Raw genomic sequence first — 19587 nt, 5'->3', positions numbered from 1 at the left:
TTTCCCATAGCGTCAAGCTAGTAAGAACCCTGAAAGATGATCAGGTTGATAGGTCAGAGGTGGAAGCGCGGTGACGTGTGGAGCTGACTGATACTAATCGTTCGAGGACTTAACCAAGTCATATGAATATATGAAGGTGAACTCGTTTTTACAAACTTCTTCTGCATTATCTAGTTTTGAGGGAATGAACCCTTAAGTAAATAGTCTGGCAATTATGGCGAGAAGGTCACACCCGTTCCCATACCGAACACGGAAGTTAAGCTTCTCAGCGCCGATGGTAGTTGGGGCACGCGCCCCTGTGAGAGTAGGACGTTGCCAGGCTGTTTTCTTAATATTTTTGCCGGTTTAGCTCAATTGGTAGAGCAACTGACTTGTAATCAGTAGGTTGGGGGTTCAAGTCCTCTAGCCGGCACCATTTATGCGGGTGTGGCGGAATTGGCAGACGCACCAGACTTAGGATCTGGCGCCGCAAGGCGTGGGGGTTCGACTCCCTTCACCCGCACTATTTAAATTAATAATGCGGAAGTAGTTCAGTGGTAGAACACCACCTTGCCAAGGTGGGGGTCGCGGGTTCGAATCCCGTCTTCCGCTCCAAAAGTGCCGGGGTGGCGGAACTGGCAGACGCACAGGACTTAAAATCCTGCGGTAGGTGACTACCGTACCGGTTCGATTCCGGTCCTCGGCACCACTTAATACGACGGGAAGTAGCTCAGCTTGGTAGAGCACTTGGTTTGGGACCAAGGGGTCGCAGGTTCGAATCCTGTCTTCCCGACCAGTCAGAAATTTTCAAAAATTATGGGGCCTTAGCTCAGCTGGGAGAGCGCCTGCTTTGCACGCAGGAGGTCAGCGGTTCGATCCCGCTAGGCTCCACCATATTTCAATAATATATTTGGCGGTGTAGCTCAGCTGGCTAGAGCGTACGGTTCATACCCGTAAGGTCGGGGGTTCGATCCCCTCCGCCGCTACCAAAATGTTTTTTTTAAAACGGAGGAATACCCAAGTCCGGCTGAAGGGATCGGTCTTGAAAACCGACAGGCGGGTTAAACCGCGCGGGGGTTCGAATCCCTCTTCCTCCGCCATATTTTTTAATCCTCTTTGGAGGGGTAGCGAAGTGGCTAAACGCGGCGGACTGTAAATCCGCTCCCTCAGGGTTCGGCGGTTCGAATCCGTCCCCCTCCACCAAAGTTTTTTCGCGTTAGCGAAAATAACTTTCAATAACATAGGGGCATAGTTTAAAGGTAGAACTAAGGTCTCCAAAACCTTCAGTGTGGGTTCGATTCCTACTGCCCCTGTTATTTTTATTATTATCTCTTTGCCGATGTGGCGGAATTGGCAGACGCGCACGACTCAAAATCGTGTTCCGTGAGGAGTGTCGGTTCGACCCCGACCATCGGTATTAAAAATGTAAATGGATTAAGACTTTCAACCTAATTGTTGAAAGTCTTTTTATTTAGCTAAATGGGTCGCTTTTTGTCCTGAAAAATATCTTCAACAAATAAACCCTAGTGTAAAAAACAAATTAGTTTCGAAACAAAAAGGGCAGTTCCTGATTAGGAACTACCCTAATAACTTTACATTTATCATGCAGTAGCTGCACTTTTGTTGTTTGATAAAGCTTTAACAGTCATAATAATATTGTTTTCAAGTTCTTCATTTTTTTGTTCAATTCTTTTTCCAATAAAGAATACATCAACAAAATTCCAAATAAATAATGTCGCCCATCCAAATAATAGCATTAGGATCGCTCGTCCGATATCACCTGAATAAAAACGGTGTCCAGCGAAAGTACCTAAGAAGAACCAAAGAGCATAAGCAATTCCCTTTGATTTTTGTTTTTTGTTCATTTCACTATTTATCATTGCAAGTTGTTCTGCCGATAAATCCTTTTTCATTAATAGGTTATTCAATATATGTCAACTCCAATGAATGTATTTCGGAACGTTAAATTTCTAACAAGGGTAATCTTAACTCATAATACGAAATGCTTCACTAGTAGTTAATAGTAAAAATAGGTATTTTCACCCATGAACATCGTCGTTTGTTTCCGAAAAACGGAATGAATAAATGAATGGAAATTTATAGTATAAAAGGATTCCTACATTTGTAGGGTCCTTTTTTATTTGTTTTCTTTTAAAATAAAACTGTAATTCAGAAAATTGTAAATATTTATCAAAGGGGGTATCATAAATGCGGTATGTCTTATCATCACTTTTTTTCTGCAGCTTGCTCATGCCAGCTTTCTCAGCAAGTGCTGAATCGTCTTCAACAGCTGAATCTTCTGGTAATGATTATCCAATTGTATTGGTACATGGGCTAACAGGATGGGGACGAGATGAATTGTTTGGCTTCAAATATTGGGGAGGCATGAATGACCTTGAACAATATTTGAATAACAGCGGACACAGAACGTATACTGCTGCGGTTGGACCAATTTCTAGTAACTGGGATAGGGCGGTGGAACTTTATTACTATATTAAAGGAGGAACGGTTGACTATGGGGCTGCCCATGCAAAAGAATTTGGGCACGCAAGGTATGGAAAGACTTTTCCTGGCCTCTATAGCGAATGGAATGGTAAAAATAAAATTCATCTTGTTGGGCATAGTATGGGCGGACAAACTATCAGAACGCTGACAGAACTATTGGAAAATGGAAGCAAGTCCGAACTTGAATATTATAAGGCGCACCCTGAGGAAGGAATTTCTCCACTTTTTGAAGGGGGGAAGCATTGGGTCCATAGTGTTACAACCCTGGCTACTCCCAATAATGGTTCCACGTATGCGGATGCAGAAAGAGTAAAAACTCTTGTTAATAGTATGGTTACTGATTTTGCCGCCTTATCAGGGGCAGGCGGAGACAATATCGTTTATGATTTCAAGATGGACCAATGGGGATTGAAACGAAGCCCTGAAGAATCCTTCCTTACTTATATGAATCGTGTCATGAACAGCTCAGTTTGGACAAGTAAAGATATAAGTTCGTATGATTTAAACACTGTCGGAGCTGCTGAACTTAACAACTGGGTGAAAACCCAGCAAGATGTTTACTATTTATCATATACTGGAGATGCCTCTTATAAAGGACTTTTGACTGGTCATTATTATCCGCTGCCAACCATGACCCCTCTGTTATGGGATTCAAGTCTGTTCATTGGATCTTATACAAGAACAAACCCTTCACCTGTGATTGACAAGTCTTGGTGGCAAAATGATGGAATTGTTAACGTGAAATCTTCCAAATTTCCATTCGGACAGGCAAATAAGCTTTTTGACGGCACGATTCAAAAGGGAGTATGGAACTATTATCCAGTTCAATTTACTTGGGATCACTTCGATTTTGTTGGATTAAGTGAAGCTCATGTAATTGGAATTAGACAAATTAATGACTACTATTTAAAAATCGCCAATCAACTCCATGGACTTCCAAAATGAGTTAAATTGATTGACCGGATACCAAAATAAAATTAGTGTTCGGTTAATCAAAAGACCTTAGATTTATTATATACTAATTGGATATAGACAAATAAATAAATTACTGTTATAATTAAATACGTCGTTGAAAAATAAATATGCGGGTGTAGTTTAGTGGTAAAACCTCAGCCTTCCAAGCTGATGTTGTGGGTTCGATTCCCATCACCCGCTCCATTCATTTGGGCCTATAGCTCAGCTGGTTAGAGCGCACGCCTGATAAGCGTGAGGTCGATGGTTCGAGTCCATTTAGGCCCATCATTTCGTTTTAGAGAAACCGAACAATTTTGTTCGGTTTTTTTGTGTCTTTGGGGAAAATAATTCAGAGGAATGGATCTTTAAAATGGAGGAGCATGAGATGCCAGAACTTCCAGAAATGGAAAACTATGTAATCTTGTTAAACGAAAGAATAGCTGGTCAGATTATTACCGATGTTCAAGTAAATAGGGAAAAATCAATTAATCTTAATCCTACACTATTTATCAATACCATTAAGCAGCAAAAGGTCCTCAATATAAGCAGGCGTGGTAAGCATCTGCTTTTTCAACTGCAAAATGGACAAATCCTTCTTTTACACTTAATGCTCGGAGGCTGGATGTTTTATGGATCTGAAGCGGAAAAACCAAAACGAACGGTTCAAATCCGGTTATCGTTTGGGCTAAATCATTTGTATTTTATCGGTTTAAGACTAGGATATCTTCATCTCTATAGTCAATCAGAAGTCGAAAAGGAGCTTTCCCATTTGGGACCCGAACCTCTGTCAAACGATTTCACAGTAAATGATTTTTTATTAAGAATCAAAAAAAAACATGGTCGCTTGAAAACAACGATACTGGATCAAGAATTCATTGCTGGTATTGGCAATTGCTATTCTGCTGAAATATGCTTCCATGCAAAGATTTTACCAACAAAAGATATCGATGACATTAACGAAGTGGGTCGAAGTCAGTTATACCAATCCATGAAATTCGTCCTGCAGGAAGCCCTAAAACATGGAGGATACCTTGAAAATCCTTTTTATAATGGCGACAAGTTAACTGGAAGCTTTTATAAAATACGCAAAGTTTATGACAGAAAAGGTGAGGCATGTACAAGGTGTGGAGCGAAAATCATCGAAGAAATGATTTCTTCTAGGAAAACCTTTTATTGTCCTGATTGTCAGAAATAGTCCCGCGATCAAATGCGGGACTATTTTTTAAAAATATAAATATTCAGAATAAATAGTTTCCTTTTTTATCAAAAAAAGTATAAGTTATTGTTTCGGTTTTGTGTTAAATGTAATATACTATATACAAATAAGTATAACACATTTAAAATTATCCTATAAAATAGGACACCTAGAGGAAAAGTGAGGGGGTGTTAATGATTAAACTAACGAAACGCCAAGATGAGATTCTTGAAATTGTAAAACAGAATGGACCAATAACTGGGAAAGAAATTGCCGAGAAATTATCTTTAACAAGGGCAGCATTACGGCCAGATCTCGCTATCTTAACCATGTCAGGAAATTTGGATGCAAGACCAAGAGTCGGTTATTTTTTTAATGATAATTATGAAGTTAAGCTTCAAGCTAAGGAATTTATCCATCAAAAAGTGACGGACTACAAAGCACATCCAATTGTAGTTGAAAAATCGACTTCAGTTTACGACGCAATAGTCCAATTATTTTTAGAAGATGTTGGTACCCTTTATGCCGTAGATACAGAAGGGCATTTGGCAGGGGTGATTTCCCGTAAAGATTTGCTCAGAGCATCACTAGGAAACAGGAATCTTCATGAATTACCGGTCAGTGTGATCATGACGAGGATGCCGAATATCATCACAATTCATCCAGATGAAACTCTGCTTGAAGCTGCGAAAAAAATGATTAATAACCACATAGATTCCTTACCAGTTGTAAAGGAAGAGCAAAATAATACATATTTGCTTGTGGGACGAATTACAAAAACGACGATTACGAAAGCCTATTTAGAAATTATGGAAGAAAAATCACACTAAGGGGAGAGGCGTCATTTTGGTACAGAAAGAGGTTGTCTATGTAGTTTCTGACTCAGTAGGGGAAACGGCTGAGTTTGTAGTAAAAGCAGTGGCAACACAATTTAATGGAGGACAGGTTGAAATCCGCCGAAATAGCTATGTAGATGACTTTGAGGATATTGAAGACGTCATCATGCTGGCAAAAAGGGGTCACTCCATTATTGCGTATACCATTGTTATTCCTTCATTAAAGGAATATTTAGATCAACGTGCTTCCGAAGAGAGTATTTTAGCAGTTGATTTACTTAGTCCCTTGATGAATGCATTCGTAACAAGGTTCAATAAGCAGCCGCATCATCGCCCAGGGTTAATGAGAAAGCTGGATGAGGAATATTTCAAGAAAATTGAAGCGATTGAATTTGCCGTAAAATATGATGATGGCCGTGATCCAAGGGGGATTACCAAAGCTGATATAGTCCTAATCGGAGTTTCAAGAACCTCCAAAACACCTTTGTCGATGTATTTAGCTCACCAGCGCTTTAAGGTCGCAAACGTACCCTTAGTTCCAGAAGTACCGCCGCCAGATGAATTGTTTCAAGTTCCGCGGAAAAATTGTATCGGCTTAATCATATCACCAGATAAATTAAACGAAATTCGCAAGGAGCGCTTAAAGGCTTTGGGGCTAGGATCGCAGGCAAATTATGCAAGCTTCCAGCGAATCTTAGACGAACTCGATCATGCTGAAAAAATTATGAAGCGGGTTGGCTGTCCAATTATTGACGTTTCAAATAAAGCAGTAGAAGAAACTGCGGGGTTAATTTTAGACGTGTTGAAAAAAGAGAGGAGCTTTTAATCATGGAGAAATTCGTTTACTTATTTCACGAAGGTAATGGCGATATGAGAGAATTGCTAGGTGGAAAAGGAGCAAATCTAGCAGAAATGACTCGGATTGGCTTGCCAGTCCCGTATGGCTTTACGATTACGACTCAAGCATGTAACGCCTACTATGAAGCTAGCAAAACCATCCCAACAGTCGTAGAAAAGCAAACTTTAGAAGCTCTGACCCGTTTAGAAGAAAAAATGGGCAAAAAATTAGGTGATCCTCAAAATCCTTTACTCGTATCTGTTCGTTCTGGATCAGTTTTTTCCATGCCAGGGATGATGGATACCATTTTAAATCTTGGAATGAATGATGAAACAGTTGTTGGTATGGCAAAATTAACAAATAATGCTCGTTTTGCCTATGATTCGTACCGTCGTTTTATTCAAATGTTTAGTAATGTCGTTCTTGAAATCGATACTTATTTCTTCGAACAATTTTTAGAAGAAACCCGCGAACAAAAAGGCTATTCCTCTGACCCTGAAATGACCGCAGAGGACTGGCAGGAAGTTATTGCAGGGTACAAAGGAATTGTCAAAAAGCATACGCGAAAAGACTTCCCACAGGATCCAAAAGAGCAGCTTTTCCTTGCTATTAATGCGGTATTTAACTCTTGGAATAACCAACGGGCGATTGTTTACCGCCGTCTCAATAAAATTGCTGATCATCTTGGAACAGCTGTTAATATTCAAAGTATGGTGTTTGGCAACATGGGAGATGATTCGGGAACAGGCGTTGCGTTCACTAGAAATCCCTCTACTGGAGAACACGTACTTTATGGTGAATACTTAATTAATGCCCAAGGTGAGGATGTGGTCGCTGGTATTCGTACACCGCAGCCGATTGCCACTTTAAAGGATGAAATGCCCGAGGTTTACAAGCAATTTGCCGATACCTGCAAACGGCTTGAGCAGCATTACAAAGAAATGCAAGACATTGAATTTACGGTTGAACGGGGCAAACTTTTCATTCTTCAAACCCGTAACGGCAAGCGTACGGCTCAAGCGGCGATTCGAATTGCAGTTGAAATGGTAGAAGAAGGCATAATTGATAAGAAAACAGCGCTGCTTCGCGTCGATCCCGATCAATTAAATCAATTGCTGCACCGCCGCATTGATGACAAATTTGAAAAAAGAATATTAGCAAAGGGCTTGCCAGCATCCCCAGGAGCGGCAACAGGTAAGGTAGTCTTTGATGCCGATGAAGCAGAACTTTTTGGGAATGATGGGAAAAAGGTAATTCTCGTTCGTCCGGAAACAACTCCTGATGATATTCATGGAATCGTAGCTTCTCAAGCGATTTTAACAAGCCGCGGCGGAATGACCAGCCACGCAGCAGTTGTCGCCCGCGGAATGGGGAAAGCTTGTATTTGCGGCTGTGAGGCGTTGAAAATTGATTTAAAAGCCAAACAATTTATGGTTGGTGAAACCGTCGTTCACTATGGCGACATTATTACCATCGACGGTTCAACGGGCGAAATTATGCTAGGAGAAATTCCAATGATTGACCCTGAGCTTTCAGATGAATTCCAGTTGCTGCTGGCTTGGGCCGACCAAGAACGAAAATTAGGTGTTCGAGCTAATGCCGATAATCCAGAGGATGCAAAAAAAGCGTTTGAATTTGGGGCAGAGGGAATAGGGCTTTGCCGAACGGAACATATGTTTATGGACCTGAAGAGGATTCCAATTGTCCAAAAAATGATATTAGCGGAGCATTACAGTGAAAGAATGGAAGCACTAGACGAGCTTCTGCCAATGCAGCAAGGCGACTTTGAAGGAATTTTTGAAGCGATGCAAGGCTTCCCGGTAACCATCCGTTTACTAGACCCGCCATTACATGAATTTTTACCAGATAAAGAGGAACTTTTAGTAGAAGTGACAAAGCTGCAAATTTTAGACCCGCAATCTCCTGAATTGAAGAAAAAAGAACTATTGCTTAAAAAGGTTCGACAATTAGATGAATTCAATCCAATGCTCGGCCACCGCGGCTGCCGCCTTGGTATGATTCATCCAGAAATTTATGATATGCAAGCGAAGGCGATTTTCTATGCAGCAGCAAAGCTTGCGGAAAAAGGCATGGAAGTACAGCCGGAAATCATGATTCCGCTTGTTGGCCATGTGAATGAATTAAAGCAGATGCGCCAGCTGGTTATTGATGCGGCAGTTAAGATTCAAGAGGAAACAGGGAAAACGTTCCAATATACAATAGGAACGATGATTGAAATCCCTCGTGCTGCATTGACGGCTGATCAAATTGCTGAAGAAGCGGATTTCTTCTCTTTTGGAACGAATGATTTAACACAAACAACCTTCGGATACAGCCGAGATGATGCCGAAGGAAAATTCCTGCAGGCGTATATTGAAAACAAAGTACTCCCAGAAAATCCGTTTGCAGTACTTGACCAGGATGGTGTTGGTAAGCTTGTTGAAACAGGCGTTAAGCTTGGCCGCAGCACAAAGCCGTCGTTAAAAACAGGTATCTGCGGTGAACATGGTGGTGAAAAGAGTTCAATTGATTTCTGCTACCGAACAGGCTTAGATTATGTCAGCTGCTCGCCGTACCGTGTACCGCTCGCAAGATTAGCAGCTGCACAGGCAACAATTCGTCATGAGTTAAATAAAGAAGAGGTTTATACAACAGCTTAACTCTAAACTAGGACGGTTACCTTAATAGGTACCGTCTCTTTTAATGGGATTATACTTTTATTTTCTGCTTATACTAAAAAAAATCATGGAAAAGGGAGTAATGATATGGGGGCAATTGAACGGAACGGGTACCGGTTTGTACCAGAGTATAGTATAATTCAACAAAATGGAGCCATACATGTTTATAACAAAGATCATTTCATAGAGGAAATTCAATTTCAGTTTTCTGGAAAATTTCCTGAATTAGATCAAATCGAGGACCTAGTGGACCGATATTGCGATTTACATAACATTTAACAGAACGCTTGTTCGATAAAGAGATAAATGCTATAATTAAAAATGCAATAGAATTGAATTTCTCAAGGGTGGGCGGCACACTTCCGATTGGAAGGAGGTGATGCTTTTGACAGTTTTTCAAGCATTGATGTTAGCTATTTCCTTTGCTAGTCTCATTGTCACGGTTCTGTCTTTCCACAAAAAAAAATAATCCACCCTTGAGCCGGCAAGCATAAGCGGTGGATTACTGCCTTATATGCCGATTCCCCTTAGGGAAACAGCTATTGCATGACCGAGTCGTCTAGTCATGCTCGGTCTTTTTTACTATATGAGAATCTATACTAACATTATACATAACTTCTTAGAAAAAAGAAATATTGAGGTGAGAACGAAATGAGTAAATTAATAACCATTTATCCTCAAGCGATAGAACATACAAAAATGAAAGTATATGAAGATATTGATCGATATTTGGAAACCAAGGAATCAGGGCCAACCTTCGAGCAGTATCTATCCGACCGAAGCCACTATCTTGAACAGCTTTGGATCAATGTCTGGCTAAATAAATCCACGAATGATGTTCCTAAAAATGAAAAAAAGCAGTTTTTAAGTGAAAAAGGATTTGAAGTTCAAGGAGTGGACCGCAAACTCATCAACAAGCTTTTTCGCGATGAAATGAGAACATATCAGACTTTTAACGTTATATCATGGTTAAAAGAATGCTTTCAGAATCAAGATGAGGAATGGACAAAACGATATCAGATAGCGAAGGAGAATTTTATTAAAAGAGAAGAGAAACAGCAGTTTGAAGAACAAAAGCTAAATATTCAGAATGAAATTGAGGAAGAAGCAGCTCTAATTTTAGAAGAGAAATATCAGATTTTCTATTTATATGTCAGATATTTTGTAGCAAAGCAGATAGCTGCCGATATAAAAAACAATGTGAAGTTTAAATCTGTAGATACGTTTGCTCTTGAAGAAAAATTAGAGGATGAAGGTGCGTTTAACCCTTCGGCTTATACGACCGTCGGGACTTTTTTTGAGGAATTAACTGGAGATATCCATAAAACGCTAAATTGGGGCAGAAGCTACTTTGAATATCAGACATACTTCTATGTTTATGAAGGTCTTATTTCAGATTACCTTTCAGAACTGATTCCTCAAAAAGTATTGGAAGGGCTACCTCTTGTTCTGTTGGAAGAGTTTTTTGAAACTTTTCATGAAAAATTAACGCCCTCCTTTGTGAAAGGGAGTATAACAGAACTTCTTTATGATGTAGAGGGATATTTTATTGAGGATATCCAGGCTGAATACCTATCTGATTTATTAAAACTGGTGGAGATTCCATTTGACTTGTCTGTTCATCAAGAAAGGTTTGAACAGGATCTTCAAGAACGAGAACGGAAACAAGCGGAAGAACAAGCAGAGGTAGAGAGGAAAAAAGCAGAAGAAGAAAGGATTATGAAGGACATTTTTGGTGCCGAATATGATCCTTCCTTACAAAGACAATCCCGCTATGTGCTGCATATTGGGGAAACAAATACAGGCAAAACCCATCATGCTTTAGAAAAAATGAAAGAGGCTAATAGCGGTTTATATTTGGCACCATTGAGATTATTAGCATTAGAAGTATATGACAAGTTAAATGCCGAAGGAACTCCTTGTTCATTGAAGACCGGTGAGGAAGAAAAAATCCATCCAAATGCCAGCCATATTTCCTGTACGGTAGAAATGTTTCATGAAAAGGAATTTTATGAAGTGGTGGTTATTGATGAAGCACAAATGATTACGGATAAGGACCGGGGATTTGCTTGGTATAAAGCGATTACGAAGGCAAATGCAAAAGTAGTACATATTATCGGCAGCAGAAATTCAAAAAATATGCTGCTTGAACTTTTAGGCGATTCAGAAATTGAAATTCATGAATACATTCGGGATACACCTTTAGATGTCGAATCGAAAGAATTCCATATTAAACATGTTAAAAAAGGAGATGCACTTATTTGTTTTTCTAGAAGACGTGTTTTGGAGATGGCCTCTCGATTGCAAAATGATGGTCATTCGGTAAGTATGATTTATGGCAGTATGCCGCCCGAAACAAGAAAAAAACAAATTGAGCAATTTAATAAAGGAAAAACAAAGGTCATTGTGGCAACGGATGCCATAGGTATGGGGTTGAACCTTCCGATTCGGAGGATTGTTTTTTTAGAAAACGAAAAATTTGACGGCACAAGAAGACGTCTTTTGAATTCTCAAGAGGTGAAGCAAATTGCCGGACGTGCCGGGCGTAAGGGTATCTATAATGTCGGAAAGGTTGCATTTACCAGCGATATTAAAAAAATGAGGAATTTATTATTGCAGGAAGATACGCCGGTTCATTCCTTTGCTATTGCGCCGACCAATTCAGTTTTTGAACGATTTATGCGCTATTACCGGGACCTTGGCACCTTTTTTGAACTATGGGGGAAATTTGAAAGTCCAAAGGGGACCAAAAAGGCCTCATTGTCTGAAGAACGAATTCTATATGAAAAAATTGCCGGTACAGAAATTGAAGCACGTCTTTCGTTAACCGATTTATATGGCTTCTTACACCTGCCCTTTGCCAAAAATGAACCTTTACTTACTCAGCAGTGGGAAGATACCATGTATGCGATTATCCGTGGTAGCCAAATGCCTGAGCCCATTGTAAAAGAACGAAGTTTAGAGGAATTAGAGCTTAGCTATAAAGCAATTGGTCTGCATTTGTTATTCCTTTATCGATTGGGAGAACGGACCGAAGCAATGTACTGGGAAAGGCTGCGTGAGGAAATAAGTGATAAGGTACAGGAACGTCTTAAAACCGACATCAAAAAATTCGTCAAAAAATGTAAAAACTGCGGCAAGAAACTTCCATGGGATCATTCATTTCCGACCTGTGATGCTTGCTATCGGGCAAGATTTAGAAAATATTGGAATGATGAAGAATTTTAATAAAAGTTAGTTTCATCATTAAAAATCCACTTTAGCTTGTGGATTTTTTTGTTTATTTCGGAATTTTACTTTTACCATTAATTCCTTATTAATGAAATAATTGATAAAATAAGTCTATGAATGTTTTTTTAGGAAAGTGATGTGTGAAAAATGCAGCTATTATTAACAGTGATGGGCACAGATGCTGAAGTGGTGTCCCATTTGTTAGCCAAAAATCCTAATAACCTCTATGAGCGTGTTGAAAAAGGACTGACCGTTCGGCTTGTTTATCCTAAATTCTCGCCAGATGAGGTTCAAGTGTTAATCTATGTTAAACCGGACCCAATTGATTTAGTGAAAAATTCACCAGACCTTTTTGATATAACCCATTACATAAATGATCGCGAATTTGCAGCGAGCAGTATTTTTGTCTCCTCCATCCGTAAGGCCTTAGGAACAGCGTTAAATGGGAAGCCAAAAGAAGAATTCAATGCATGGGTAGGGCATCCGTTCGAAATGGAACTGGCATTTGGTCCGATTGCTACTGACTTACGTGACCAGGAAATTGAAGCATTATTTGTGCCAATCGGTTACCAGGTAGAGATTGAACGTAGTCAAAGCTTTATTCGTGAAAAAAGTTCCGCCAGGTTTATTAAATTAAAGGGTAAACAAACCGTGCAAATGGCATTAAGACATGTTTCCATTCTCATTCCTGTGATGGATAACTATAAACATTATTTTATCGATGAAAGGGAAATTGAAAAGCTGGACCACTATGGGGAAGGTTGGTTAGAATCACATCCATTAAAAGCAATGATATTAAAGCGCTCTTTACGCTTTCAAAACATGATTTCCCAATCCAAATTCTATGAAAAAGAAACGAATTCTGTAAAAATAGATGAACCATCTAAAATTCGGTTAAATGACCTTCGGTATGAAGCAATCATCAATTATGTCAAAGCATTAGAAAAAAAAGAATCCATTGTCGACCTGGGGGCAGGTGAAGGAAAGCTTTCGGTACAACTAGGATTTTTGGATGGAATAAAAGAGATCTTTTCTGTGGAGCCATCCAATAAAGCTCGTTTAAGGGCGCTCGATAGGTTTGAACTGGCAAAAGGAAAACATGGATTTTTGGAGCCAATTTCAGTTACAGGCTCATTATTTTATTTTGATGATCGCCTTAGAAATAAAGATGTAATGATTTTATGTGAAGTGATCGAGCACATCAATGAACATCGGCTTCCTAAAATATTTGAAACCATCCTTAAAGATTATCGGCCAGGTGTACTGATAGTGACTACCCCAAACCAGGAATACAATGCTGTTTATGAAATGAAGGAAGAAATGAGACACGCTGACCATCGTTTTGAGTGGACTAGAAAAGAGTTTAAGAGAAATTGTGAGGATTGGTCAAGTCTGTTTCCATACCAATTAAGTTATCAAGGAATAGGTGAGGAGCATCCAATCTATGGCCACCCAACACAAATGGCGATTTTTACCAGAAAGGGGGATAGTCACTCATGACAAAGATATATTTACCATATGCAGGCATTGTCTTATTAGTCGGACCATCAAATAGCGGCAAGACGACATTATTAAACCGGTTAGTGAATGAAAAAAGCATTCTATCATCCGAGGTGATAAGCTCAGACCAATTTCGTGTGCTCGTCAGCGATGTTGAATATATTAATTGGAATCAGCGGCCAAAGGACGAAGCAGATGTACTTTATGATGAGTATTTCCGCGTCTCAAACGAAGCTTTCGATACAATGGACTTCTTAATCGGGAAGCGGTGCCGGTTAAATAAATTAACGATTATAGATGCTACCCATTTAAAAGAAGGCGATCGTGAACGCTATATTCGAATGGGCAAGAAATATCATGTTCCCGTAGTAGCGATTGTTTTCAATGTTCCAGAAAAAGAGCTCCTAACACGTGATGAGCATCGTGATTACCCACGCGGAAAGAATCGTATCAAACAGCAATACCAGCAATTTAAAAGGACCATGAGGTTCATAAAAAAAGAAGGCTTTCATCGCACATATATCTTAAATGAAGAAGAACTTAAGACTCTGGAAATGGGACGTCAACAGAATTCTTTGCTTGTGAACCTTGGCAATGGTATTGATTTTATCGGAGACATTCACGGCTGCTTTGAGGAATTTATCGAGCTATTAGAAAAACTGGGTTATAAAGAAAATGCAGAAGGGTATTATTTACATCCTGAGGGAAGAAGAATATTATCTTTAGGTGATGTTATGAGCCGTGGTCCACGTTCATTGGAGACCTTGCAATTTTTTAAAAAACATGTGGGAACGGGGCTCGCCTATATGATTGATAGTAACCATGGCTGGAAGATCGCCCGTTGGCTCGATGGCCGCAGTGTAAAGCTCGCACATGGAGATGAAAAGCTGGCTGCTGAATTTGAAGAATATGAAAATTTGTATGGACAAGAAGCTTCTAACCAATTAAAGAATGAATCTAAGGAATTACTATTAGCAGCCAAATCGCATTTAATTATTGAAAAAAATGGAGTAAAGGTCGCGGTTGCCACACATGCTGGCATAAGAGATCATTATATTGGCAAACAATCGCAGCGGATTTCTGATTTTTGCAGGTATGGTGATTCGGATGGACTCGATGAAAATGGTAAGCCAATCCGCAAAGATTGGACCATCGAGCATCAATCTAGTGAATTAATTATCTGGGGCCATGATCCAAAACCACAGCCCCTGCTGGTCAATAATACCCTGAATATCGACCAAGGTGTGGTGTTTGGGGGCCGATTAACTGCTTATCGTTATCCCGAAAAACAATTCGTTTCCGTTGAGGCAAAGCGGGATTATGCCAATGTTCCGGACAATCCACTTCGCAAGTGGGAACGAGAACGGCTGGCACCGCCGAACCTAGGAAAATTTATCAATGGCTTTTCCGTGTTAACTGAGCAAATAGGGGAGATTTCGATATACAAAGAGGGGATCAAATCGGCCCTTGATGATCTTTCCCATTACACATTACCACTTGAGGAAATTATTTATCTGCCGCCGACGATGAGCCCGACACCAAAACCATCGAGTTTAGAAGGCTACTTGGAGCACCCGTTGGAAGCCTTTGAATACTATCTGGCCAATGGCGTGGATACGATGGTTGTGGAGAAAAAACATATGGGCAGCCGGGGGATTTTGTTTCTATTTAAAAATAAGGAAGCAGCCAAGGAGTTAATCGGCAGAGAGTCTCTAGGCGCCATTTATACAAGAACAGGAAGGGCTTTTTTTCAAAAGAAACTGGAGACACAAATTCTTGAGGAATTAAATAAAGACCTCGCTGGCTATTTTGAAAAATACAACACCGACTTCGTTTTACTTGATGCAGAAATCCTCCCGTGGAATTTAAAAGCAAAAGAGCTAATCATGAACCAATATGCACATGTTGGTGAAATGGCACTGATTGATAGAAATAAATTAAGGTCCGGTCTGCAAATGGCATATGAAAATAGTAAGGACGTTGGTGACTGGCTGAGAGAAACTGAGGAAAAGATTGATAATGCAGTTGTTTTTAATGAGGTTTATCAAAAATACTGCTGGGAAACGGAAGGACTGGAAGGAATTCAAATTGCACCCTTCCATACATTAGCCCACAGCACCGAGACCTTTTTTAATAAGCCGCACACCTGGCATATGGAGAAAAATAAAGAATTTAGTGAGTTATCTTCTTTGTTCGTGGAAACGGAGTATCGTGTGGTAACGGATGAAGACTCCATGAAGAATACGATTCAGTGGTGGGAGGATATGACAGAAAATGGTCATGAAGGCTTTGTGGTAAAACCGGAGTCGTTTGTGGCTCGCAACAAAGGGAAGCTTTTACAGCCAGCCATCAAAGTCAGGGGAAGGAAATACTTGCATATCATATACGGAATCGATTACTTGGATCCTGAGAATTTGTTAAGGCTAAAGAAGCGCAATGCCAGTAAAAAGCAGCGGAACGCTTTGAAGGAATTCTCACTGGGTATTGAAGCAGTAAACAGATTTGTAAAAAGGGAATCACTGGAACGATATCATGAATGTGTGTTAGGGGTATTGGCACTAGAAGCAGAGCCGATTGATCCTAGATTATAAGGAATAAAGAGCATCGGTCTTTAAATGCCGATGCTCTTTTCAAAATTCTTATTTAGTTACCTGGTTTAAAAAGTTTAATGTTCGTGCAAAGGCATCGCGGGCATGAGTAACGTGATAGGTTGGGTTCGTATCATTGAAGAATGCGTGTTTTGCATCCGAATAGATGACTGCTTCGAATGATTTTCCGTTCTTTTTCATTTCTTCCTCAAAACCTGGCACTAAATTCGTAATATTTGGGTCCTCTCCACCATAAAAACCAAGTATTGGGCAATTAATATTCGGAATTCCCTGCTGAGGCGGCCGCCCATAAAATACAATCGAACCAGAGTGTTGTTGATCTAAAGTCGCTAATACCGCTGAAAGGGCCCCACCCATACAGAAACCTACAGAAGTGACAGGCATACCTTTAGATTTTTCGAATGTCGTTCTGGCATAATCAGCTGTGTCTGTTAGAATTCCTGCTAGTGACTTGGATTTCGACGGATTAAGCAAGCCAAACAATCCATTTAATGTCGATCTGAGGTTTTCCTGACGTAATGAAGGCTGCTTTAGGATTTCGTTTTCCCGCTCATCCGGATTGAACCAGGAAGAATGGGGAATAGAATGTAAAAAATCCTTCGCATCATCTAACCGCTCAGCACTTAGTTCTTCTGGACGGTCACCATCAATTGCAAATAAATCTGGAGCAATGGCAACATAACCGGCAGCGGCAAACCTTTCTGCTACTTCCTGGATATGTTTGTTAACTCCCCATATTTCCTGAATGATAATAACTGCAGGACGCAACTCAAGCGCTGGTCCGATTGAAGCAAAATATGCCCTGGACTTGCTGTCTTTTCCATTAAAAGTTTTCCATTCCGTATGTACGGCCATGATAAGTCACCTCACAAAAAATATCTTTCCTACTAAATATAGGAGAAAAAAACTAAATTATCCACTTATTAATCAATTTTTAATCTTTTGGGGCATTTTGGACAAACTGAAAGAAAAAAGGAAAGGCTGGAAAAAGTTTGCTAAAAAAGGGCATGGTACTTTTATGTATGGTGATATCCGTATCAGTTGCTGATAAGCATACTGTTTTTGCAAATGAAAACACATCTTCTTTGAGAAGCCAACTTAATCAGGTACTATCAAGTGAACCTGCATTGCAAGGGTCGATGGCTGGAATCAGCATTCGCTCTGCTGCAGATAGGAATATAATTTATCAGTATCAAGGCGATCTAAGGCTGCGGCCGGCCTCCAATATGAAGCTATTAACAGCTGCCGCTGCACTCAGCGTATTGGGTGAAAACCATACTTTTTCGACGGAAATATATGCTGAAGGTCCAGTGAAAAAGCAAACACTTAAAGGAAATCTGTTTTTAAAAGGAAAAGGTGATCCGACACTTTTAAAAACAGATTTCGATAAGATGGCGGAAGAGATCCAAAAGCTAGGAATTAAAAAAATAAAGGGAAATTTAATAGGCGATGATTCTTGGTACGATGATGTTCGTTATTCACTCGATCTGCCCTGGAGTGACGAAACCGCCTATTACGGCGCACAAGTATCAGCTTTAACTGCTTCACCTACAACGGACTATGATACAGGGTCTATTAAAGTGGAGATTCAGCCCGGAATCCATAGATGGGACAAACCAATGGTGAAAATCACCCCGAAAACGGATTATGTGAAAATAGTAAACAAGGCAATTACCGTGCAAGAGGATGGTAGAAAGAAACTTACCGTCGAACGTGAGCATGCGACAAATACTATTACGATTGAGGGAACGATTCCAATGAAAGCGAAAGTTGAAAAAGAATGGGTTGGTGTGTGGAACCCTACTCGTTACGCGGTTACACTTTTTCAACAGTCTTTAGCAAACCATGGTATTACATTGACAGGAAAAATAAAAACTGGCATGGTACCTGAAAAGGCAAGAATTTTATACATTCATCATTCCATGCCACTTTCAAGGCTATTAGTTCCTTTTCTCAAATTGAGCAACAATGTTCTTGCTGAAGGATTGGTTAAGGAAATGGGGAAGGTAGTGAAAGGGGAGGGAAGCTGGGAGAAGGGATTGGATGTACTAAAGACAGAGATGACAAACTTAGGTGTTAATCCGAGGACAATGGTAATACGAGATGGTTCAGGGATTTCCCATGTGGATTTGATTTCAGCCAACCAATTATCGCTGCTGTTATGGAATGCACAAAAGCAAAAATGGTATTCATCATATCTTAATGCATTGCCATTATCAGGTATCCATGACAAAATGGTAGGCGGCTCACTGAGAAATAGGATGAAAAATCCGGACACTCAAGGAAGAGTAAGAGCCAAAACTGGCACCATCTCAACCGTCAGCTCTTTGTCAGGGTATGTACACACCAAAAGTGGAAAAACATTGATTTTTTCGATATTGTTAAACAACCTTTTAGATGAGTCGAAGGGCAAGAAAATTGAGGATAGGATTGTCTCTATATTAGCCAGCCAATAAGGGAGGAATAATAAGAAAGAGCATGCTGATAAATGCATGCTCCCTCCTTTTATTGATAATCATCAAAATTAAATTCACTTAATTGATCCATATGACTTGCAATCATTGCAATAATCGTACTTGCTTCTTCTCTGCTAAAAATAAAATGAGATTCATCCTTGATTAACTCATCCTCAGTTGTCCAAATCCGGTTCACCCGCTTGATGACACCGTCCCCAGTTGCTTGAACGACACCAAATTGATAGGTAATTTCGACTTCATCCTCGTGCTTGAAAGCCGTAACCTCTGGTGTAGACCAATCAACATCAATTTCCTCAAAAATATCATCGCTGTTCACTTGTTCAGCCTGGTAATACTCGTCGTCATCATCAACGGTTTCACAATCTTCTTCATTATCAAAGAACTCATCTGTCTGAAGAAAAACTCCATCATCCGAATAATGATCCTCACCATTCATGTAATCATGAAGACTTTCGTGAACCTCCTCGATAATCTCCTCGATATCAGAAAGGATGATTTTTGCTGTGTGACCGCTGTCAACATCAAAGGTATCAATATAAAACTCTTCGTTTTGCGGATCAAAGAAAAGAGAGCAGAAATATTCACGATCAAGTTCATCAGTTTCGGTATCCGCTGTCTCGACGAAAAATTCTATCCTTGGATGTTTAGCGGCTCTTTCAATTGCCATTTGGCCGACTTGATCATATTCTTCACAAATAGACTCTAGATGGTCCTGCAATTCCCCGCAAACTCTGTCAAACCATTCTAACGACATCCGTCATCGCATCCTCTCAAAGTTCATCGAG

General features: G+C 40.0%; 14 protein-coding genes, 13 tRNA genes and 2 rRNA genes. 26 read left to right on the top strand and 3 right to left on the bottom strand.

Annotated features, from left to right (window positions below; translation table 11 throughout):
- The 13 genes from LC455_RS11240 to LC455_RS11180 form a co-directional block, all read left to right on the top strand.
- Nucleotides 1-117 (top strand): 23S ribosomal RNA (locus LC455_RS11240); the annotation flags it as partial.
- An 87-nt stretch (nt 118-204) separates the two neighbouring features.
- Nucleotides 205-321, top strand: a 5S ribosomal RNA gene (gene rrf / locus LC455_RS11235).
- 18 nt (nt 322-339) lie between these two features.
- Nucleotides 340-415 (top strand) — tRNA-Thr (locus LC455_RS11230).
- Nucleotides 416-420: 5 nt separating this feature from the next.
- Nucleotides 421-502, top strand: a tRNA-Leu gene (locus LC455_RS11225).
- A 17-nt stretch (nt 503-519) separates the two neighbouring features.
- Nucleotides 520-594, top strand: a tRNA-Gly gene (locus LC455_RS11220).
- Between the two features lie 5 nt (nt 595-599).
- A tRNA-Leu gene (locus tag LC455_RS11215) sits at nt 600-688 on the top strand.
- Nucleotides 689-698: 10 nt separating this feature from the next.
- Nucleotides 699-775: transfer RNA gene (locus LC455_RS11210), tRNA-Pro, on the top strand.
- 22 nt (nt 776-797) lie between these two features.
- Nucleotides 798-873, top strand: a tRNA-Ala gene (locus LC455_RS11205).
- A gap of 18 nt (nt 874-891) precedes the next feature.
- Nucleotides 892-968 (top strand) — tRNA-Met (locus LC455_RS11200).
- Between the two features lie 18 nt (nt 969-986).
- Nucleotides 987-1079: transfer RNA gene (locus LC455_RS11195), tRNA-Ser, on the top strand.
- An 18-nt stretch (nt 1080-1097) separates the two neighbouring features.
- Nucleotides 1098-1182 (top strand) — tRNA-Tyr (locus tag LC455_RS11190).
- Between the two features lie 39 nt (nt 1183-1221).
- Nucleotides 1222-1292, top strand: a tRNA-Trp gene (locus LC455_RS11185).
- A gap of 22 nt (nt 1293-1314) precedes the next feature.
- Nucleotides 1315-1396: transfer RNA gene (locus LC455_RS11180), tRNA-Leu, on the top strand.
- 184 nt (nt 1397-1580) lie between these two features.
- On the opposite strand, the gene LC455_RS11175 is transcribed toward LC455_RS11180, so the two are convergent.
- Complete coding sequence (locus LC455_RS11175; protein ID WP_223590879.1) at nt 1581-1907, bottom strand: TM2 domain-containing protein; 327 nt, start codon at nt 1905-1907, stop codon at nt 1581-1583.
- 280 nt (nt 1908-2187) lie between these two features.
- Between LC455_RS11175 and LC455_RS11170 the strand changes: the two genes are divergently transcribed.
- From LC455_RS11170 to LC455_RS11115, 12 genes are all read left to right on the top strand, one after another.
- Nucleotides 2188-3429, top strand: coding sequence for an esterase/lipase family protein (locus LC455_RS11170; RefSeq protein WP_223590877.1), 1242 nt, complete (start codon nt 2188-2190; stop codon nt 3427-3429).
- 139 nt (nt 3430-3568) lie between these two features.
- Nucleotides 3569-3642, top strand: a tRNA-Gly gene (locus LC455_RS11165).
- Nucleotides 3643-3649: 7 nt separating this feature from the next.
- A tRNA-Ile gene (locus tag LC455_RS11160) sits at nt 3650-3723 on the top strand.
- A 100-nt stretch (nt 3724-3823) separates the two neighbouring features.
- Nucleotides 3824-4633, top strand: a complete 810-nt coding sequence (mutM, locus tag LC455_RS11155; protein ID WP_223590875.1) for a DNA-formamidopyrimidine glycosylase — start codon at nt 3824-3826, stop codon at nt 4631-4633.
- Between the two features lie 194 nt (nt 4634-4827).
- Nucleotides 4828-5463 (top strand): helix-turn-helix transcriptional regulator, encoded by a 636-nt coding sequence (locus tag LC455_RS11150; protein ID WP_263297744.1) that lies wholly within the window; start codon nt 4828-4830, stop codon nt 5461-5463.
- A 16-nt stretch (nt 5464-5479) separates the two neighbouring features.
- On the top strand, nt 5480-6295 hold the full coding sequence (locus LC455_RS11145; RefSeq protein WP_223590871.1) for a pyruvate, water dikinase regulatory protein: 816 nt from the start codon (nt 5480-5482) through the stop codon (nt 6293-6295).
- 2 nt (nt 6296-6297) lie between these two features.
- Nucleotides 6298-8967 carry a pyruvate, phosphate dikinase gene (gene ppdK / locus LC455_RS11140; protein WP_223590869.1) on the top strand — a complete coding sequence of 890 codons (2670 nt, stop codon included), beginning with the start codon at nt 6298-6300 and terminating at the stop codon, nt 8965-8967.
- A 105-nt stretch (nt 8968-9072) separates the two neighbouring features.
- The gene (locus LC455_RS11135; protein WP_223590867.1) at nt 9073-9264 is read left to right on the top strand and encodes a YbxH family protein; all 192 of its coding nucleotides are present in this window, start codon (nt 9073-9075) and stop codon (nt 9262-9264) included.
- A gap of 100 nt (nt 9265-9364) precedes the next feature.
- Nucleotides 9365-9454, top strand: coding sequence for a putative holin-like toxin (locus LC455_RS31910; protein ID WP_223590865.1), 90 nt, complete (start codon nt 9365-9367; stop codon nt 9452-9454).
- A gap of 182 nt (nt 9455-9636) precedes the next feature.
- Nucleotides 9637-12213: a DEAD/DEAH box helicase gene (locus tag LC455_RS11125; protein WP_223590862.1), complete on the top strand. Its 2577-nt coding sequence runs from the start codon at nt 9637-9639 to the stop codon at nt 12211-12213.
- Between the two features lie 150 nt (nt 12214-12363).
- Entirely contained in the window at nt 12364-13716 is a 1353-nt protein-coding gene (locus tag LC455_RS11120) for a 3' terminal RNA ribose 2'-O-methyltransferase Hen1 (protein ID WP_223590858.1), read from the top strand.
- A complete protein-coding gene (locus LC455_RS11115) occupies nt 13713-16307 on the top strand; it encodes a polynucleotide kinase-phosphatase (RefSeq protein ID WP_223590855.1) in 2595 nt (864 codons plus the stop codon). The genes LC455_RS11120 and LC455_RS11115 overlap by 4 nt, the downstream gene beginning before the upstream one ends.
- 48 nt (nt 16308-16355) lie before the next feature.
- Here LC455_RS11115 and LC455_RS11110 read toward each other — a convergent pair whose 3' ends face one another.
- A complete protein-coding gene (locus LC455_RS11110) occupies nt 16356-17180 on the bottom strand; it encodes a dienelactone hydrolase family protein (protein ID WP_223590852.1) in 825 nt (274 codons plus the stop codon).
- 152 nt (nt 17181-17332) lie between these two features.
- On the opposite strand from LC455_RS11110, the gene dacB reads away from it, so the two are divergent.
- Complete coding sequence (gene dacB, locus LC455_RS11105) at nt 17333-18781, top strand: D-alanyl-D-alanine carboxypeptidase/D-alanyl-D-alanine endopeptidase (protein WP_440446391.1); 1449 nt, start codon at nt 17333-17335, stop codon at nt 18779-18781.
- A gap of 49 nt (nt 18782-18830) precedes the next feature.
- Here the strand turns inward: dacB and LC455_RS11100 are convergent, their stop codons facing one another.
- Entirely contained in the window at nt 18831-19556 is a 726-nt protein-coding gene (locus LC455_RS11100) for a hypothetical protein (protein WP_223590847.1), read from the bottom strand.
- Nucleotides 19557-19587: the final 31 nt, after the last annotated feature.

The sequence above is a fragment of the Neobacillus bataviensis genome, from assembly GCF_019969725.1.
Note: the sequence above shows the minus strand (reverse complement) of the source record. Positions and strands in the feature narration are given on the sequence as shown.